The 17,692-nt window shown below is 52.7% G+C and carries 17 protein-coding genes and 1 tRNA gene; 11 read left to right on the top strand and 7 right to left on the bottom strand.

Features of this window, described 5'->3' with window-relative positions; all coding sequences use genetic code 11:
* Window positions 1-14: 14 nt before the first annotated feature.
* Window positions 15-1,316: an inorganic triphosphatase gene (ygiF, locus tag D9734_RS21580; protein ID WP_130210450.1), complete on the bottom strand. Its 1,302-nt coding sequence runs from the start codon at window positions 1,314-1,316 to the stop codon at window positions 15-17.
* 243 nt (window positions 1,317-1,559) lie between these two features.
* Between ygiF and D9734_RS21575 the strand changes: the two genes are divergently transcribed.
* A complete protein-coding gene (locus D9734_RS21575) occupies window positions 1,560-2,180 on the top strand; it encodes a TIGR04211 family SH3 domain-containing protein (RefSeq protein ID WP_130210468.1) in 621 nt (206 codons plus the stop codon).
* Window positions 2,181-2,243: 63 nt separating this feature from the next.
* Complete coding sequence (gene cca, locus D9734_RS21570; protein WP_130210448.1) at window positions 2,244-3,482, top strand: fused tRNA nucleotidyltransferase/2',3'-cyclic phosphodiesterase/2' nucleotidase/phosphatase Cca; 1,239 nt, start codon at window positions 2,244-2,246, stop codon at window positions 3,480-3,482.
* A 90-nt stretch (window positions 3,483-3,572) separates the two neighbouring features.
* On the opposite strand, the gene bacA is transcribed toward cca, so the two are convergent.
* On the bottom strand, window positions 3,573-4,394 hold the full coding sequence (gene bacA / locus D9734_RS21565; RefSeq protein WP_130210446.1) for an undecaprenyl-diphosphate phosphatase: 822 nt from the start codon (window positions 4,392-4,394) through the stop codon (window positions 3,573-3,575).
* 90 nt (window positions 4,395-4,484) lie between these two features.
* Entirely contained in the window at window positions 4,485-4,853 is a 369-nt protein-coding gene (gene folB / locus D9734_RS21560; protein WP_130210444.1) for a bifunctional dihydroneopterin aldolase/7,8-dihydroneopterin epimerase, read from the bottom strand.
* Window positions 4,854-4,957: 104 nt separating this feature from the next.
* Between folB and plsY the strand changes: the two genes are divergently transcribed.
* Window positions 4,958-5,575 (top strand): glycerol-3-phosphate 1-O-acyltransferase PlsY, encoded by a 618-nt coding sequence (plsY, locus tag D9734_RS21555; RefSeq protein WP_130210442.1) that lies wholly within the window; start codon window positions 4,958-4,960, stop codon window positions 5,573-5,575.
* Window positions 5,576-5,587: 12 nt separating this feature from the next.
* Here the strand turns inward: plsY and ttdR are convergent, their stop codons facing one another.
* On the bottom strand, window positions 5,588-6,520 hold the full coding sequence (ttdR, locus tag D9734_RS21550) for an L-tartrate utilization transcriptional activator TtdR (protein ID WP_130210440.1): 933 nt from the start codon (window positions 6,518-6,520) through the stop codon (window positions 5,588-5,590).
* A gap of 206 nt (window positions 6,521-6,726) precedes the next feature.
* Between ttdR and ttdA the strand changes: the two genes are divergently transcribed.
* Genes ttdA through ttdT form a run of 3 tightly spaced genes read left to right on the top strand, consistent with a single transcriptional unit; the run spans window position 6,727 to window position 9,752 of the window.
* Window positions 6,727-7,638: a L(+)-tartrate dehydratase subunit alpha gene (ttdA, locus tag D9734_RS21545; protein WP_130210438.1), complete on the top strand. Its 912-nt coding sequence runs from the start codon at window positions 6,727-6,729 to the stop codon at window positions 7,636-7,638.
* Window positions 7,635-8,240 (top strand): L(+)-tartrate dehydratase subunit beta, encoded by a 606-nt coding sequence (gene ttdB / locus D9734_RS21540; protein ID WP_130210436.1) that lies wholly within the window; start codon window positions 7,635-7,637, stop codon window positions 8,238-8,240. The genes ttdA and ttdB overlap by 4 nt, the downstream gene beginning before the upstream one ends.
* Window positions 8,241-8,288: 48 nt before the next feature.
* Complete coding sequence (gene ttdT / locus D9734_RS21535; protein ID WP_130210434.1) at window positions 8,289-9,752, top strand: L-tartrate/succinate antiporter; 1,464 nt, start codon at window positions 8,289-8,291, stop codon at window positions 9,750-9,752.
* Between the two features lie 42 nt (window positions 9,753-9,794).
* Here ttdT and tsaD read toward each other — a convergent pair whose 3' ends face one another.
* Entirely contained in the window at window positions 9,795-10,808 is a 1,014-nt protein-coding gene (gene tsaD, locus D9734_RS21530) for a tRNA (adenosine(37)-N6)-threonylcarbamoyltransferase complex transferase subunit TsaD (RefSeq protein WP_001264352.1), read from the bottom strand.
* A gap of 237 nt (window positions 10,809-11,045) precedes the next feature.
* Between tsaD and rpsU the strand changes: the two genes are divergently transcribed.
* The 3 genes from rpsU (at window position 11,046) to rpoD (ending at window position 15,153) form a co-directional block, all read left to right on the top strand.
* Window positions 11,046-11,261, top strand: coding sequence for a 30S ribosomal protein S21 (gene rpsU / locus D9734_RS21525; RefSeq protein ID WP_001144069.1), 216 nt, complete (start codon window positions 11,046-11,048; stop codon window positions 11,259-11,261).
* Window positions 11,262-11,371: 110 nt separating this feature from the next.
* The gene (gene dnaG / locus D9734_RS21520; RefSeq protein WP_000918827.1) at window positions 11,372-13,117 is read left to right on the top strand and encodes a DNA primase; all 1,746 of its coding nucleotides are present in this window, start codon (window positions 11,372-11,374) and stop codon (window positions 13,115-13,117) included.
* A gap of 194 nt (window positions 13,118-13,311) precedes the next feature.
* Window positions 13,312-15,153, top strand: a complete 1,842-nt coding sequence (rpoD, locus tag D9734_RS21515; protein ID WP_064529606.1) for an RNA polymerase sigma factor RpoD — start codon at window positions 13,312-13,314, stop codon at window positions 15,151-15,153.
* 78 nt (window positions 15,154-15,231) lie between these two features.
* Here the strand turns inward: rpoD and mug are convergent, their stop codons facing one another.
* On the bottom strand, window positions 15,232-15,738 hold the full coding sequence (gene mug / locus D9734_RS21510; RefSeq protein WP_130210432.1) for a G/U mismatch-specific DNA glycosylase: 507 nt from the start codon (window positions 15,736-15,738) through the stop codon (window positions 15,232-15,234).
* A 125-nt stretch (window positions 15,739-15,863) separates the two neighbouring features.
* On the opposite strand from mug, the gene D9734_RS21505 reads away from it, so the two are divergent.
* Window positions 15,864-15,939 (top strand) — tRNA-Ile (locus D9734_RS21505).
* A 53-nt stretch (window positions 15,940-15,992) separates the two neighbouring features.
* Here the strand turns inward: D9734_RS21505 and nfeF are convergent.
* Entirely contained in the window at window positions 15,993-16,757 is a 765-nt protein-coding gene (gene nfeF / locus D9734_RS21500) for an NADPH-dependent ferric chelate reductase NfeF (RefSeq protein WP_130210430.1), read from the bottom strand.
* Between the two features lie 276 nt (window positions 16,758-17,033).
* On the opposite strand from nfeF, the gene nfeR reads away from it, so the two are divergent.
* Window positions 17,034-17,657 carry a DNA-binding transcriptional regulator NfeR gene (gene nfeR / locus D9734_RS21490; protein ID WP_130210426.1) on the top strand — a complete coding sequence of 208 codons (624 nt, stop codon included), beginning with the start codon at window positions 17,034-17,036 and terminating at the stop codon, window positions 17,655-17,657.
* The last annotated feature ends 35 nt before the right edge of the window (window positions 17,658-17,692 follow it).

Genomic DNA, 17,692 nt, shown 5'->3' with positions numbered 1-17,692 from the left:
TTATCCTTGCCTGATTAACGTTTTCCGCTGTGCAACCAGAACGGTTCCTGATTGTTTGCTTCATTACGGAAATGTTCAATTTCAATGCGTTGCCCGGTCGCAATAGCGTGACGCAGCCCCTGCCAATTCTCCAGCCAGGCTTGCGCGACGACAGGATCGTAGTAACCCGCCAGTAACAGTATTGAGTCAATGTCACGTGTCAGGCGTGGCAACTGGTCACGGTAGCGATCGCCCAACGGCTGGCAAAAAACGCTTTTCAGTTCAGCGGCATGGCGGGAAAGATGGATATCGGCAAAGCGTTTGAAGGAATCGCTGATTTTGCCCTGTGCTTTGGCATCTAAAAACGGCTGCCAGGCTTTGCTTACCAGCCATTCGGTCAACGCCAGTTTCGCCATTGCCGTTTCGGTAGAATAGACCGCCGTCACGGCAGAAACCGCAGAAGCAATGGTCGCCTCGCATTGAGTCAGCAGATCACGTAAGTGAGTGCTCGCTTTACGCGGCACGATACCGCCGAACAGCATCAGAGTATGGCGAACCAGGCCGATTGCTGCCAGCACCTGCTCTTTCGCCGCCTCGTTGCCGCGTATCCACAACTCTTCATGGTACTGCCATTGTGCTAACGCCAGCTCGAGCGCCGCTTCCAGCCCCTGTTCCACATCGGCTTTTGCCGCAACATGCAAAATGGTGGTGGGTTTGATTTCACGCGCGGGATTTCCCTGCGCCAGATGATAGCCACGCGCCGCCTTGCTCAGGCTGCCCTGGCGTAAACCAGTTTGCGATACCAGTTGGTTTGCCAGTTTCAGCACCGCGCGCGTTTCGCCGCTAAGCAGTTCCAGTTCAAGCTCGCAGATAGGCTCAGCAAATTCCCCAGCTTTCACTTCCCCCTGGTCGAGGGCAATTTCAATCTGACTGCCATCGACCTCCACCAGCCATTTTTCGCGATAAAAATCGGTGCTGAACAGCGGTTGTACGCGGGAAGCGAGATCGGCAGGTAACTCGCCGTTCGGCCAGACTTCCGTCGGAAACTGCGCCAGGTCGAGCGTCGGTTCGCTCAACGCCACATTATATTCCGGGCGCTGGTGTAAACCGCCAGTCACTCGCCCGGCGACTTTCATCGTCATTTCATAGCGACCATTTTCGCCACGAATACGCAAGCCCATATCGTGCCCACGCAGCCAGTTATCCGACGTTTCGTAGTAAATATTCAGCAACTGCACGGGGTCATGGTGCTCGCCGCCCAGCGTATTGAGATGGTCACGCAACGCCTCAACGGCACTGTGATTAACAATAAACTTTAATTCGATTTCCTGAGCCATGGCCTTTACTTATCCGGTTATGTCACATTAGTGACGATGAACGGCGAACTTAATGCGATCTTTTTTGTCAGTAGATAGTATTTTGCGCCAAATTGCCATGCAACGGGCAATTTGACGGGCGTAAAAGATTGAAGCTGTGGCAAGACCTGACACAGAGGATTCCGATTGATAGCGAATGCTTTGCGTAGCGACACTGATGCCACTACTATCGTTCCACTTTTCCCAGACAATAACGACAGCCTGATGCCAAAATTACGCCTGATCGGATTAACTATACTTGCACTTAGCGCCACTGCCGTCTCGCACGCCGAAGAAAAGCGCTATGTTTCTGACGAACTGAACACTTGGGTCCGCAGTGGTCCGGGGGATAATTATCGCCTCGTGGGCACAGTTAACGCGGGCGAGGAAGTAACCTTATTACAAACTGACGCCAACACCAATTATGCCCAGGTGAAAGACAGCTCCGGCCGTACCGCCTGGATCCCGTTAAAAGAACTTAATACCGAGCCAAGCCTGCGCACTCGTGTACCGGTGCTGGAAAATCAGGTCAAAACGTTGACCGATAAGCTCACCAATATTGATAACACCTGGAATCAGCGCACTGCTGAAATGCAGCAAAAAGTGGCGCAGAGCGACAGCGTGATCAACGGGTTAAAAGAAGAAAATCAGAAGCTGAAAAACGAACTGATTGTCGCTCAGAAAAAGGTCGATGCCGCCAGCGTGCAGTTAGATGACAAACAGCGCACCATCATCATGCAATGGTTTATGTATGGCGGCGGTGTACTAGGTCTTGGCTTGCTGCTCGGACTGGTATTACCGCACCTGATCCCAACGCGCAAACGCAAAGATCGCTGGATGAACTAAATCGCCTTCTTCGTTGCACTGTCTTATTATTAGGAATTGTGTATTTGACGAAGGGAAGATGGCGTGAAGATTTATCTGGTCGGTGGTGCGGTACGGGATGCATTGTTAGGGCTACCGGTCAAAGACAGAGATTGGGTGGTGGTCGGCAGTACGCCACAGGAGATGCTCGACGCGGGCTACCAGCAGGTAGGCCGCGATTTTCCTGTTTTTCTGCATCCGCAGACGCATGAAGAGTATGCGCTGGCACGTACCGAACGGAAATCCGGCTCCGGTTACACCGGTTTTACCTGCTATGCCGCACCGGATGTCACGCTGGAAGATGATCTTAAGCGTCGTGATCTGACCATTAATGCGCTGGCCCAGGACGATGACGGCGAGATTATCGACCCGTACAACGGTCTGGGCGATCTGCAAAATCGTCTGTTACGCCATGTTTCCCCCGCTTTTGGCGAGGATCCGCTACGCGTGCTGCGCGTGGCACGTTTTGCTGCGCGTTATGCCCACCTCAGTTTTCGTATTGCTGATGAAACCCTGGCGCTGATGCGCGAGATGACCCACGCGGGCGAACTGGAACATCTTACGCCTGAACGGGTGTGGAAAGAGACGGAAAGCGCCCTCACCACCCGCAATCCACAAGTGTTCTTCCAGGTGCTACGCGATTGCGGCGCACTGCGCGTTTTATTCCCGGAAATTGACGCCCTGTTCGGCGTTCCGGCCCCCGCCAAATGGCATCCGGAAATCGACACCGGGATTCATACCTTAATGACGCTCTCCATGGCGGCGATGCTAAGTCCGCAGGTCGATGTCCGTTTCGCAACGTTATGCCATGATCTCGGTAAAGGACTGACGCCGCCAGAACTTTGGCCACGTCATCATGGACATGGCCCGGCAGGTGTTAAGTTGGTGGAACAACTATGTCAGCGTCTGCGCGTGCCAAATGAAATTCGCGATTTAGCCAAACTGGTGGCTGAGTTTCACGATCTCATTCACACCTTCCTCATGCTGAACCCGAAAACCATCGTCAAATTATTCGATTCCATCGATGCCTGGCGTAAACCGCAGCGTGTAGAGCAACTGGCGCTGACCAGCGAGGCAGACGTGCGCGGCAGAACCGGTTTTGAATCGGCGGACTACCCGCAAGGACGCTGGTTATGCGAAGCCTGGGAAGTGGCGCAGTCAGTGCCGACAAAAGCCGTCGTTGAAGCGGGATTTAAAGGTGTAGAGATTCGCGAAGAGCTGACCCGCCGCCGAATTGCAGCGGTAGCCAGCTGGAAGGAACAGCGTTGCCCAAAGCCTGAGTGAGTGTTGGGCACTTTGCCGGATGCGGCGTAAACGCCTTATCCGGCCTACGCAATCGTGGACAATTCCAGGCATCCGACACTATTCTTCACATCAAAAGAACACGACGTACACCGCAGCCGCCACAATAAAGCGATAAATGGCGAACGGGATAAACGAAATGCGCTTAATCAATTGCAGGAAGGTTTTAATCGCTATCAGCGCCACTACGAAGGCAGTGATAAACCCAACAGCAAACATCGGGATATCGCCGGTTGTCAGGAAGCCCCAGCTTTTGTAGAGATCAAGCGCCGTTGCGCCCATCATCATCGGCACCGCCAGCAGGAACGAGAACTCAGAAGCCGCGTAACGGCTCACCCCCATCAGCATCCCACCTGAAATGGTCGCCCCGGAGCGAGAGAATCCCGGCCACAGCGCCAGACACTGAAAGCAGCCAATCATAAACGCCTGGCGATAGGTCATATCATCCAGACCCGGCGCACGCGGCTCTTTCGGCTTCAGGCATTCGGCGGCAATCAGCAACAAACCGCCGACAACCAGCGCATACATGACATTTATCGGGTTAAACAATGATTTAATCATGTCGTGGAACAACAGTCCCAGCACCACCGCTGGGATCATCCCCAGCAAAATGTGGATCAGCGTTAAACGACCTTTGCTTTCTCCTTCGTGCTGCAACGGGCGTCCAAAGTGAATGCCAATCAGACCAAACAGACGCCGCCAGAACATCACTACTACCGCCAGAATTGATCCTAACTGGATCACGACTTCAAAGGTTTTCGCCGTGTCGCCCTCAAACCCCAACAAGTGACCGACAATAATCATATGGCCCGTGCTGGATACCGGCAGAAATTCTGTCAATCCTTCGACCACACCCAATATTGCCGCTATCAGCAGCGAGTGCATATCGCTCATCAATAAACCCCTAAATTATTAAAATGTACCGCTTGTCCGAACTACTGCAGTATGACCAGGTTATAACCGTTTGGTTTAACAGCTGTAAAATTAATTATTTTCTTTCAGATTATTGCCACGCTCAATGATTACGCCAACATTCGCCGCCCGCGCCACTGCGCCTGGCTTGCTAAGTTTGATGCGAACCCACGGCGAATTAAAGCGAGTTAACAGCAGTTCCGCCACCTCTTCCGCCACGCGTTCCACCAGTGCAAAACGCGCCCCCTCAACGTGGCTGACTATCGTTTCTGCAATGTCAGCGTAACTGAGGCAATCCGCCACATCATCACTTTTCGCCGCTTTACGGTTATCCCACGCCATTTCGATATCGAACACCAGCTTCTGTTCGATGATCTGTTCCCAGTCGTAAACACCAATAGTGGTGATTACCGAAAGTTGCTCTATAAATACAATATCCATCACGTCCTGCCTGCTTTTTGGCTAACCGGATACCACTTCCGGCGAAATGTGCGTATTATCCACAGATTCATCGTTGAACACGAATTTTCAAAACGGAACAGCTTATGAGTGCAATCGCGCCTGGAATGATCCTCATCGCGTACCTCTGCGGCTCCATTTCCAGTGCCATTCTGGTTTGCCGCCTTTGTGGCTTGCCCGACCCGCGAACCAGCGGCTCCGGTAATCCTGGCGCGACCAACGTTTTACGCATGGGTGGCAAAGGAGCAGCCGTAGCAGTGCTGATCTTTGACGTTCTAAAAGGTATGTTGCCTGTCTGGGGAGCATATGAATTAGGCGTCAGCCCATTTTGGCTGGGATTAATTGCGATTGCCGCCTGTCTTGGACACATCTGGCCCGTTTTCTTCGGTTTTAAAGGGGGAAAAGGCGTTGCCACCGCTTTTGGCGCTATTGCTCCGATCGGCTGGGATTTAACGGGCGTGATGGCGGGGACTTGGCTGCTTACCGTGCTATTGAGTGGATATTCGTCGCTGGGGGCGATTGTCAGCGCGCTGATTGCTCCGTTTTATGTCTGGTGGTTCAAGCCTCAATTCACCTTCCCGGTTTCGATGCTCTCTTGCCTGATCCTGCTGCGTCATCATGACAACATCCAGCGTCTGTGGCGTCACCAGGAGACAAAAATCTGGACGAAATTCAAAAGAAAGCGTGAAAAAGATCCCGAGTGATTTATGACGAGCCTACATAACCTGATAGCCCTCGTCAGGTTTACCCAGCCGTTGCTGGCACCACGCCGCCAAAAATTCCACGCAGACACGTAATTTCATGCTGCGATAGAGCGGCTCCCGGTAAACAGCCCAGATATTGGCGCTTTGTGCATACTCCGGCAATACTCGCACCAGTTTGCCACTCTCCAGAAACGGCAAAACATCCCACTCGGAACGCAGCATAATCCCTTTGCCCTCCAGCGCCCATTGCAGCACAATCTCGCCGCTGTTGGAGGAAAGATGCCCACTAACCTTCACCGACTTTTTCTCCTGACCGTTCCCTAACTCCCATATTCCGTGGGTCATGTCACGCTCTTTAGTCACCAGACAGTCATGGCGACTTAATTCCTGTAATGATTGTGGCGGGGAATATTTTTTCAGATACTCAGGTGCTGCGCATAATATTCTTCTATTTTTCGTTAACAGATGCGCAATATAATAATCAGGAATGTCATCATTAATACGAATATCAAGATCAATATTATCCTGCACTAAATCAATTTGCCGATCGAACAATTCAAAATACACCTGTAATTCAGGGTAATTGCGCATCAGTTCGGTAATGGCTGGCGCAATATAACTGCGCCCAAAGCCAAAGCTGCAACCAATACGAATCATCCCCTCCGGGCGCGTTTTGATTTGCGTGACGTCATCGACCAGTCGCTGATATTGGGTGAGGATTTCCAGCGCATGTTCGTAACAACGTTGGCCACTTTCAGTCAGTGCCACGCCTCGGGCAGAGCGGTTCAGCAGTGTGGTTGCCAGCGTATTTTCAAGGATTTGGATCCGCTTGGTGACAAATGCAGGCGTTTGCCCAAGCGTTGCCGCAGCGGCGCTAAAACTCCCGCTATGGACGATTTCCACCAGTACCTGCAAGTCTTTGGCTAAAGGCCAGCTATTTAGCATTGTTAAATATCCGCAGTTTTGATAAACGCAGTGTATTTCGCAAAACATTGCCATTCCCTGCTCTGGCGCAATATTCGTTCTTATTTTCGTGTTGATTAACGAACTGTTAATTACATATTCACGGCGGCAAAAAATATAAAACCACATTTTTAGTGGTAGTTTGTGACGGTGAATTTTTCCAGACAAATACAGAAACTGGAGTTGCCATGATGAGCGAAAGTAATAAGCAACAGGCAGTGAATAAGCTGACGGATATTGTCGCTAACTTTACCGCTATGATATCTACCCGGATGCCTGATGACGTGGTGGATAAACTAAAACAGCTAAAGGATGCCGAAACATCGTCGATGGGAAAAATCATCTACCACACGATGTTCGACAACATGCAAAAAGCGATCGACCTGAATCGTCCTGCCTGTCAGGACACCGGGGAGATTATGTTCTTCGTTAAAGTCGGTTCCCGTTTCCCGCTGCTTGGCGAGCTGCGAAGCATTCTTAAGCAAGCTGTGGAAGAAGCAACCGTCAAAGCGCCACTGCGCCACAACGCGGTGGAAATTTTTGACGAAGTGAACACCGGCAAAAATACCGGCAGCGGCGTACCGTGGGTTACCTGGGACATCATTCCCGACGGTGACGATGCGGAAATCGAAGTTTACATGGCTGGCGGCGGCTGCACACTGCCTGGTCGCTCGAAAGTATTAATGCCTTCGGAAGGCTACGAAGGCGTAGTGAAATTCGTCTTTGAAAATATCTCTACTCTCGCTGTAAACGCCTGTCCGCCAGTACTGGTAGGCGTGGGCATCGCCACCTCAGTGGAAACCGCCGCCGTGCTCTCGCGTAAAGCCATTTTGCGCCCGATTGGCAGCCGCCATCCTAATCCAAAAGCGGCAGAGCTGGAGGTACGCCTGGAAGAAGGACTCAACCGTCTGGGGATTGGTCCACAAGGGCTGACTGGCAACAGTTCAGTGATGGGCGTACATATCGAATCTGCCGCCCGCCATCCGTCAACCATCGGCGTTGCTGTTTCTACAGGCTGCTGGGCGCATCGTCGCGGCACACTGCTGGTTCATGCCGATCTCACCTTTGAAAATCTGTCTCACACCCGGAGCGCGTTATGAAAAAGATCCTGACAACCCCGATCAAAGCTGAAGATCTGCAAGATATTCGCGTCGGCGATGTGATCTACCTGACCGGTACACTGGTGACCTGCCGTGACGTTTGTCACCGCCGCTTGATCGAACTGAAACGTCCGATCCCTTACGATCTCAACGGCAAAGCGATTTTCCACGCTGGCCCCATCGTGCGCAAAAACGGCGACAAATGGGAGATGGTGTCCGTTGGCCCGACAACCAGTATGCGTATGGAAAGTTTTGAACGTGAGTTTATCGAGCAGACCGGCGTGAAACTGGTGGTTGGCAAAGGCGGAATGGGGCCGCTGACCGAAGAGGGCTGTCAGAAATTCAAGGCGCTGCATGTGATTTTCCCGGCTGGCTGCGCGGTGCTGGCAGCAACTCAGGTGGAAGAAATTGAAGAGGTGCACTGGACAGAACTCGGGATGCCGGAGTCGTTGTGGGTCTGCCGGGTCAAAGAGTTCGGCCCGCTGATTGTCTCTATAGATACCCACGGCAACAACCTGATAGCCGAAAACAAAAAGCTGTTCGCCGAACGCCGCGAGCCCATCGCGGAAGAGATCTGCGAGCACGTCCATTACATCAAATAACCCTCACGGAGAGGCTCGCCCCCTCTCCTTTTTCGCAGGCATAACACGATGAAACCTTCCACTGAATGGTGGCGATACCTTGCGCCGCTGGCGGTCATCGCCATTATTGCTCTAATTCCGGTTCCCGCAGGGCTGGAGAGTCATACCTGGCTCTACTTTGCCGTTTTTACTGGCGTGATCGTTGGGCTGATCCTCGAACCCGTGCCGGGTGCCGTGGTGGCGATGGTGGGTATCTCCATCATCGCCATTCTCTCCCCCTGGCTGCTGTTCAGCCCGGAGCAGCTCGCCCAGCCAGGTTTTAAATTCACCGCCAAATCTCTTTCCTGGGCGGTTTCTGGTTTTTCTAATTCGGTTATCTGGCTGATTTTCGCCGCCTTTATGTTTGGCACTGGCTATGAAAAAACCGGTCTTGGACGTCGCATCGCGCTGATTCTGGTGAAAAAGATGGGGCATCGCACACTGTTTCTCGGCTATGCGGTGATGTTCTCCGAGCTGATCCTGGCACCTGTAACACCGTCCAACTCGGCGCGCGGTGCGGGGATTATCTATCCCATCATCCGTAACCTGCCGCCGCTCTATCAATCACGGCCGAACGACAGCAGTTCGCGCAGTATTGGCTCGTACATCATGTGGATGGGGATTGTTGCCGACTGCGTGACCAGCGCCATTTTCCTGACGGCAATGGCACCAAACTTGCTGTTAATTGGACTGATGAAAAGCGCATCTCACGCCACGCTGAGTTGGGGCGACTGGTTCCTCGGGATGTTGCCGCTCAGTATTTTACTGGTTCTGCTGGTTCCCTGGCTGGCTTACGTACTGTACCCGCCGGTATTGAAGTCTGGCGATCAGGTGCCGCGCTGGGCAGAGACGGAACTGCAGGCAATGGGCCCGCTCTGTTCGCGTGAAAAACGGATGCTGGGGCTGATGGTGGGCGCGCTGGTGCTGTGGATTTTTGGCGGTGATTATATCGATGCCGCGATGGTCGGTTACAGCGTAGTGGCACTGATGCTGCTTCTGCGCATTATCTGCTGGGACGATATTGTCAGTAATAAAGCGGCGTGGAACGTTTTCTTCTGGCTGGCATCACTCATCACCCTTGCCACCGGACTCAACAACAACGGTTTTATTAGCTGGTTTGGCAAACTGTTAGCAGGCAGCTTAAGTGGTTATTCGTCGACGATAGTGATGGTGGCGTTGATTGTGGTCTTTTATCTGCTGCGCTACTTTTTTGCCAGCGCCACGGCGTATACCTCCGCCCTCGCACCGATGATGATTGCCGCCGCGCTGGCGATGCCGGGAATCCCGCTGCCGGTGTTCTGCCTGATGGTTGGCGCGGCAATTGGTCTGGGGAGCATTCTTACGCCATACGCCACCGGACCCAGCCCGATTTACTACGGTAGTGGTTATCTGCCAACGGTGGATTACTGGCGACTGGGGGCGATTTTTGGGCTGATATTCCTCGTGTTGCTAGTGATTACCGGCTTGCTGTGGATGCCCGTGGTGTTGCTTTAAGAAAGGAAGGTGCCGGAAGAGACTATCCGGCACCTGATAGTTTTACGCAGCCGGTAACTCCGCCAGCGGCCAGCGCGGGCGCACGCTAACGCCGAGATCCGCCGTCGCGCCTGCTTTAAACCGCACCATTCCGGCATAGGCGATCATCGCGCCGTTATCAGTACAAAATTCTGGACGCGCGTAGAACACTTCTCCACGGCGTTTTTTCATCATTTCCGCCAGTTTCGCCCGCAGCGTGCGGTTAGCACTCACGCCGCCTGCCATTACCAGTCGCTTAAAGCCCGTCTGATCCAGTGCTCGCTTACACTTAATCATCAGCGTATCGACCACCGCATCTTCAAAGGCGCGGGCGATATCAGCACGCGTCTGGTCGTCGGTGCCGTTGTCACGAATCGTGTTCGCGGCGAAGGTTTTCAGGCCAGAGAAGCTGAAATCCAGCCCCGGACGGTCGGTCATCGGGCGCGGGAAGACAAAGCGCCCGGCAGTACCCTGAGCCGCCATTTTCGACAGTAACGGCCCGCCTGGGTAATCCAGCCCCAGCAGCTTTGCGGTTTTGTCAAACGCTTCCCCGGCGGCATCATCGATAGACTCGCCGAGCAGCTCGTACTGACCAATGCCAGTCACGCTGATTAACTGCGTATGACCGCCGGAAACCAACAGCGCGACAAACGGAAATTCTGGCGGGTTATCTTCCAGCATCGGCGCTAACAGATGCCCTTCCATATGGTGTACCGGGATCGCCGGAACGTCCCAGGCAAACGCCAGAGAACGCCCCACGGTCGCGCCAACCAGCAGCGCGCCGACTAATCCAGGACCTGCGGTATAGGCCACAGCGTCAATGTCTTTTGCCGTTAAACCAGACTCCTTCAGCGCAGCCTGGATCAACGGTACGGTTTTACGCACGTGATCGCGGGAAGCCAGTTCAGGCACGACGCCGCCGTAGTCAGCGTGCAATTTCACCTGACTATACAATTGGTTGGCTAACAAACCTTTTTCATCGTCGTAAATGGCGATGCCAGTTTCATCGCAGGAAGTTTCAATACCCAGTACACGCATGACTTGTTTTACCTCGCTTTATTACCGCGCAGTGTAGGACCAATGCGGGTTGATGTAAAACTTTGTTCGCCCCTGGATAAAGCCTCGTGTATACTCCCCACCCTTATAAAAGTCCCTTTCAAAAGAGGCCGCGGTGCTTTACAAAGCAGCAGCAATTGCAGTAAAATTCCGCACCATTTTGAAATAAGCTGGCGTTGATGCCAGCGGCAAACCGAATTAATCAAAGGTGAGAGGCACATGCCGGTAATTAAAGTACGTGAAAACGAGCCGTTCGACGTAGCTCTGCGTCGCTTCAAGCGTTCCTGTGAAAAAGCAGGTGTTCTGGCGGAAGTTCGTCGTCGTGAGTTCTATGAAAAACCGACTACCGAACGTAAGCGCGCTAAAGCTTCTGCAGTGAAACGTCACGCGAAGAAACTGGCTCGCGAAAACGCACGCCGCACTCGTCTGTACTAATTCCTCGAGAGCGTTGCTCTCCGATCAGACCGAGTTGTAGTTGTAAGGCCGTGCTTCCGAAAGGAATGCGCGGCTTATTTTCGTTTATGAATTGCTAAAAATCGGGGCCTATGGCTGGACGAATCCCACGCGTATTCATTAATGATCTGCTGGCACGCACCGACATCGTCGATCTGATCGATGCCCGTGTGAAGCTGAAAAAGCAGGGCAAGAATTTCCACGCGTGTTGTCCATTCCACAACGAGAAAACCCCGTCATTCACCGTTAACGGTGAGAAACAGTTTTACCACTGCTTTGGATGTGGCGCGCACGGCAACGCGATCGACTTCCTGATGAACTACGACAAGCTCGAGTTCGTCGAAACGGTCGAAGAGCTGGCGGCAATGCACAATCTTGAAGTGCCATTTGAAGCAGGCAGCGGCCCCAGCCAGATCGAGCGCCATCAACGGCAAACGCTTTATCAGTTGATGGACGGTCTGAATACGTTTTACCAACAATCTTTACAGCAACCTGTTGCCACGTCTGCGCGCCAGTATCTGGAAAAACGCGGATTAAGCCACGAGGTTATCGCCCGCTTTGCGATTGGTTTTGCGCCCCCCGGCTGGGACAACGTCCTGAAACGGTTTGGTGGCAATCCAGAAAATCGTCAGTCATTGATTGATGCGGGTATGTTGGTCACTAACGATCAGGGTCGCAGTTACGATCGTTTCCGCGAGCGGGTGATGTTCCCTATTCGCGATAAACGCGGTCGGGTGATTGGTTTTGGCGGGCGCGTGCTGGGCAACGATACCCCCAAGTACCTGAACTCGCCGGAAACTGATATTTTCCATAAAGGCCGCCAGCTTTACGGTCTTTATGAAGCGCAGCAGGATAACGCTGAACCCAATCGTCTGCTTGTGGTCGAAGGCTATATGGACGTAGTTGCGCTGGCGCAATACGGCATTAATTACGCCGTTGCGTCGCTGGGTACGTCAACCACTGCCGATCACATACAGCTGTTGTTCCGCGCAACCAACAATGTCATTTGCTGTTATGACGGCGACCGCGCAGGTCGCGATGCCGCCTGGCGAGCGCTGGAAACGGCGCTGCCTTACATGACAGACGGTCGTCAGCTACGTTTTATGTTTTTGCCTGATGGCGAAGACCCTGACACGCTGGTGCGCAAAGAAGGTAAAGAGGCGTTTGAAGCGCGGATGGAGCAGGCGATGCCGCTCTCCGCATTTCTGTTTAACAGCCTGATGCCGCAAGTTGATCTGAGCACCCCAGACGGGCGCGCGCGTTTGAGTACGCTGGCACTGCCATTGATATCGCAGGTGCCGGGCGAAACGCTGCGAATATATCTTCGTCAGGAATTAGGCAATAAGTTAGGCATACTTGATGACAGCCAGCTTGAACGATTAATGCCAAAAGCGGCAGAGAGCGGCGTTTCTCGTCCTGTTCCGCAGCTAAAACGCACGACCATGCGTATACTTATAGGGTTGCTGGTGCAAAATCCAGAATTAGCGACGTTGGTCCCGCCGCTTGAGAATCTGGATGAAAATAAGCTCCCTGGACTTGGCTTATTCAGAGAACTGGTCAACACTTGTCTCTCTCAGCCAGGTCTGACCACCGGGCAACTTTTAGAGCACTATCGTGGTACAAATAATGCTGCCACCCTTGAAAAACTGTCGATGTGGGACGATATAGCAGATAAGAATATTGCTGAGCAAACCTTCACCGACTCACTCAACCATATGTTTGATTCGCTGCTTGAACTGCGTCAAGAAGAGTTAATCGCTCGTGAGCGCACGCATGGTTTAAGCAACGAAGAACGCCTGGAACTCTGGACATTGAACCAGGAACTGGCGAAAAAGTGATTTAACGGCTTAAGTGCCGAATAGCGATCGGGAAGCCCCCGACAGCCGCACTGAGAGGCAGCGGCAAATATATAAGTACGCCCTCGTAATTATCGTTGGCGGTAAACAGCCGTTGGATTTCAGCGTTAACACCTGAAGGACATCGGGTCAATCGCCCAACACCAACCTCATGAAATAAGTGTGGATACCGTCTTATGGAGCAAAACCCGCAGTCACAGCTGAAACTTCTTGTCACCCGTGGTAAGGAGCAAGGCTATCTGACCTATGCCGAGGTCAATGACCATCTGCCGGAAGATATCGTCGATTCAGATCAGATCGAAGACATCATCCAAATGATCAACGACATGGGCATTCAGGTGATGGAAGAAGCACCGGATGCCGATGATCTGATGCTGGCTGAAAACACCGCGGACGAAGATGCTGCCGAAGCCGCCGCGCAGGTGCTTTCCAGCGTGGAATCTGAAATCGGGCGCACGACTGACCCGGTACGCATGTACATGCGTGAAATGGGCACCGTTGAACTGTTGACCCGCGAAGGCGAAATTGACATCGCTAAACGTATTGAAGACGGGATCAACCAGGTTCAATGCTCCGTTGCTGAATACCCGGAAGCGATCACCTATCTGCTGGAACAGTACGATCGTGTGGAAGCAGAAGAAGCGCGTCTGTCCGATCTGATCACCGGCTTTGTTGACCCGAACGCAGAAGAAGATCTGGCACCAACCGCCACTCACGTCGGCTCTGAGCTTTCCCAGGAAGATCTGGACGATGACGAAGATGAAGACGAAGAAGATGGTGACGACGATACCGCCGACGATGACAACAGCATCGACCCGGAACTGGCTCGTGAAAAATTTGCGGAACTGCGCGCTCAGTACGTTGTAACGCGTGACACCATCAAAGCGAAAGGCCGTAGCCATGCAGCCGCTCAGGAAGAGATCCTGAAACTGTCTGAAGTGTTCAAACAGTTCCGCCTGGTGCCGAAGCAGTTTGACTACCTGGTCAACAGCATGCGCGTCATGATGGACCGCGTTCGTACGCAAGAACGTCTGATCATGAAGCTCTGCGTTGAGCAGTGCAAAATGCCGAAGAAAAACTTCATCACCCTGTTTACCGGCAATGAAACCAGCGATACCTGGTTCAATGCGGCAATTGCGATGAACAAGCCGTGGTCGGAAAAACTGCACGATGTCTCTGAAGAAGTACATCGCGCCCTGCAGAAACTGCAACAGATTGAAGAAGAAACCGGCCTGACCATTGAGCAGGTTAAAGATATCAACCGTCGCATGTCCATCGGTGAAGCGAAAGCCCGCCGTGCGAAGAAAGAGATGGTTGAAGCGAACTTACGTCTGGTTATTTCTATCGCCAAGAAATACACCAACCGTGGTTTGCAGTTCCTTGACCTGATTCAGGAAGGTAACATCGGCCTGATGAAAGCGGTTGATAAGTTCGAATACCGCCGTGGTTACAAGTTCTCCACCTACGCAACCTGGTGGATCCGTCAGGCGATCACCCGCTCTATCGCGGATCAGGCGCGCACCATTCGTATTCCGGTGCATATGATTGAGACTATCAACAAGCTCAACCGTATTTCTCGCCAGATGCTGCAAGAGATGGGCCGCGAGCCGACGCCGGAAGAACTGGCTGAACGTATGCTGATGCCGGAAGATAAGATCCGCAAAGTGCTGAAGATCGCCAAAGAGCCAATTTCCATGGAAACGCCGATCGGTGATGATGAAGATTCGCATCTGGGTGATTTCATCGAGGATACTACCCTCGAGCTGCCGCTGGATTCTGCGACCACCGAAAGTCTGCGTGCGGCAACACACGACGTGCTGGCTGGCCTGACCGCGCGTGAAGCGAAAGTTCTGCGTATGCGTTTTGGTATCGACATGAACACCGACCATACGCTGGAAGAAGTGGGTAAACAGTTCGACGTTACCCGCGAACGTATCCGTCAGATCGAAGCGAAGGCGCTGCGTAAACTGCGTCACCCGAGCCGTTCTGAAGTACTGCGTAGCTTCCTGGACGATTAATCGGTAGCCGGATAAGGCGTTTACGCCACATCCGGCACTTGTCCCTTTGCACAAACGCCACCTTTTCGGTGGCGTTTTTTATCGCCCACGCACCACCAGTGCCTGATCCAGTTCCCGATACGCCTCCACCAGCTTTTCCAGAGAAACTCGACTTAAACCGCTGGGATTTGGCAGTACCCAGATCTGCGTCGAACCAATAGTGAGCGTTTGTTTCCCCCACTGTGCGCCGCGCTGGCTGAATCCCTGCTCATAGGCCTGTTTGCCCAAAATCGCCAACGCCTGAGGCTGATAATCTTCAATTTTTTCAATCAACTTACGCCCGCCTGCGTGCAGCTCCTGCTTTGAAACTTCATTAGCTTGCACCGTTGGACGGTCAACCAGTTTGGTGACGCCACAACGATAATCCAGCAGATGCTGTGCCTCCTGCGGCTTCAACTGTCTTTCAGTAAACCCGGCCTGATAAATCACCTTCCAGAAACGGTTCGCCGGATGAGCAAAAGGAAAGCCAGTATCCGCAGATGAAAGCCCCGGATTGATGCCGCAAAACACCACGCGCAACCCTGGTGCAATAATATCTTCAACCATATTAACCCCTGAACAACACAACCTAGGGAAAGTATAACGAATTGAAAACACATTGTTTATAAAAACAGCAGGCGCGCGGTAATGGCTGGATTGCGACACGGAGTTACTTTATAATCCGCTACCATGGCCCCTTAGCTCAGTGGTTAGAGCAGGCGACTCATAATCGCTTGGTCGCTGGTTCAAGTCCAGCAGGGGCCACCAAATACAGTAAAGGCTGACGAGAAATCGTCAGCCTTTTTCTTTTCATATATCAGTTACTTCGCGTGCCAGTAAGCCGCTGCGCGTACCCGTTGAGGGTCATACTGTTCCGCTTCAAAGCAACGGCTTAAATTCTTCACCACCTTCCCTTCACCGGTTATCCAGATGAAGTAATCATCGGCAGGGATTTGCATCTGCGCCAGACGCGCATCTACCGCCTGCTCATCATGCGCCAACCATTCGATATTAAAACCATCAAGGTGCGCGAGATAATCCTGACAGGCGTTATCCCGCACGCTGACCAGCGCGGTAACGTGCGGTTTAGCAGCAAGTTTGCTCAACGTTTCCAGGCGGCGGCGTAGTGCGGGCATCCCGGACTCATCGCAAACATACAGCTGATACGCGTAATCTTCCGGCACCACCAGCGAACCGCGCGGTCCTGCCACCGTGAGTTTATCACCCGGTTGCGCCTGCATCGCCCAGCCGCTGGCGACCCCACCGTCGTGAATAAAGAAATCGATCGCCAGTTCATGGCGTTGTTCGTCATACAGCGGCGTATAGTCACGCGACGGTGCGCGTGGTCCTTCCGGCCAGACGATCCCCTCTTCCGTTACTGTTGGCGGCACAAAGTGAGCGTCAGATTGAGGAAAGAAGAGTTTGCTGTGATCGTCAAAGCCGCGCGACGTAAAGCCGTCCAGCGCCTCGCCGCCGAGGACAATGCGCTGAAAACCGGCGCTGATGCGCTCAACGCGTAACACAGTCAGTTCACGGAAGCGCAGATCATTGCGAACGCGCTGCGGGTAGCGGGGGGAGTTATTCATTGTTATCGCCTTCGTGATGGTAATCAGATATATCTAAATAAATTTCGTAAATGATAATGATTGCTAATCATGATAAATGCAAGCGATTTGTAGAACTGATATATCTGAAGTATGTGAAGGCATTCAGCGCCATAGCAAGGCTGCCGGATGCGGCGTGAACGCCTTATCCGGCCTGGATGTTGAGTACATCTGCGTTTAAAAATCATTTTTACACTTGCAAGAACTCTCACATCAGATATAAATTAGATATATCTAATTAAGCAAAAGGAGGCTGATATGAGCCATCATCACGAAGGGTGTTGTAAACATGAAGGCCAGCCACGCCATGAAGGCTGCTGCAAAGGTGAGAAGCCAGAACACGAGCACTGCGGACACGGTCACCAGCATGAACACGGTCAATGCTGCGGTGGTCGCCACGGTCGCGGTGGCGGTCGTCGGCAACGTTTCTTTGGTCACGGTGAATTGCGTCTGGTGATTCTGGATATTCTCTCGCGCGATGACAGCCACGGCTACGAGTTGATTAAAGCGATTGAGAATCTAACCCAGGGGAATTACACCCCAAGCCCGGGCGTCATCTACCCGACGCTGGATTTTCTGCAGGAGCAGTCGCTAATTACCATCCGCGAAGAGGAAGGCGGCAAAAAGCAGATTGCGTTGACCGAACAAGGCGCGCAGTGGCTGGAAGAAAACCGCGAACAGGTGGAGATGATTGAAGAACGCATCAAAGCGCGTTGCGTTGGCGCTGCGCTGCGCCAGAACCCGCAAATGAAGCGGGCGCTGGATAATTTTAAAGCGGTGCTGGATTTACGCATCAATCAGAGCGACATCAGCGACGCGCAGATAAAAAAGATCATTGCGGTGATCGACCGCGCCGCTTTTGATATTACGCAATTGGATTAATCACCGATTGCCGGATGCGGCGTGAACGCCTTATC

Origin of the sequence: Escherichia sp. E14S1, assembly GCF_004211995.1 — a bacterium.
Lineage (GTDB): Bacteria > Pseudomonadota > Gammaproteobacteria > Enterobacterales > Enterobacteriaceae > Escherichia.
Note: the sequence above shows the minus strand (reverse complement) of the source record. Positions and strands in the feature narration are given on the sequence as shown.

Bases quoted from the DNA above. Each gene is read 5' to 3' on its own strand.
- ygiF (WP_130210450.1), bottom strand. From the start codon at position 1,316: ATGGCTCAGGAAATCGAATTAAAGTTTATTGTTAATCACAGTGCCGTT.
- D9734_RS21575 (WP_130210468.1), top strand. From the start codon at position 1,560: ATGCCAAAATTACGCCTGATCGGATTAACTATACTTGCACTTAGCGCC.
- bacA (WP_130210446.1), bottom strand. From the start codon at position 4,394: ATGAGCGATATGCACTCGCTGCTGATAGCGGCAATATTGGGTGTGGTC.
- folB (WP_130210444.1), bottom strand. From the start codon at position 4,853: ATGGATATTGTATTTATAGAGCAACTTTCGGTAATCACCACTATTGGT.
- plsY (WP_130210442.1), top strand. From the start codon at position 4,958: ATGAGTGCAATCGCGCCTGGAATGATCCTCATCGCGTACCTCTGCGGC.
- ttdR (WP_130210440.1), bottom strand. From the start codon at position 6,520: ATGCTAAATAGCTGGCCTTTAGCCAAAGACTTGCAGGTACTGGTGGAA.
- ttdA (WP_130210438.1), top strand. From the start codon at position 6,727: ATGATGAGCGAAAGTAATAAGCAACAGGCAGTGAATAAGCTGACGGAT.
- ttdB (WP_130210436.1), top strand. From the start codon at position 7,635: ATGAAAAAGATCCTGACAACCCCGATCAAAGCTGAAGATCTGCAAGAT.
- ttdT (WP_130210434.1), top strand. From the start codon at position 8,289: ATGAAACCTTCCACTGAATGGTGGCGATACCTTGCGCCGCTGGCGGTC.
- tsaD (WP_001264352.1), bottom strand. From the start codon at position 10,808: ATGCGTGTACTGGGTATTGAAACTTCCTGCGATGAAACTGGCATCGCC.
- rpsU (WP_001144069.1), top strand. From the start codon at position 11,046: ATGCCGGTAATTAAAGTACGTGAAAACGAGCCGTTCGACGTAGCTCTG.
- dnaG (WP_000918827.1), top strand. From the start codon at position 11,372: ATGGCTGGACGAATCCCACGCGTATTCATTAATGATCTGCTGGCACGC.
- rpoD (WP_064529606.1), top strand. From the start codon at position 13,312: ATGGAGCAAAACCCGCAGTCACAGCTGAAACTTCTTGTCACCCGTGGT.
- mug (WP_130210432.1), bottom strand. From the start codon at position 15,738: ATGGTTGAAGATATTATTGCACCAGGGTTGCGCGTGGTGTTTTGCGGC.
- nfeF (WP_130210430.1), bottom strand. From the start codon at position 16,757: ATGAATAACTCCCCCCGCTACCCGCAGCGCGTTCGCAATGATCTGCGC.
- nfeR (WP_130210426.1), top strand. From the start codon at position 17,034: ATGAGCCATCATCACGAAGGGTGTTGTAAACATGAAGGCCAGCCACGC.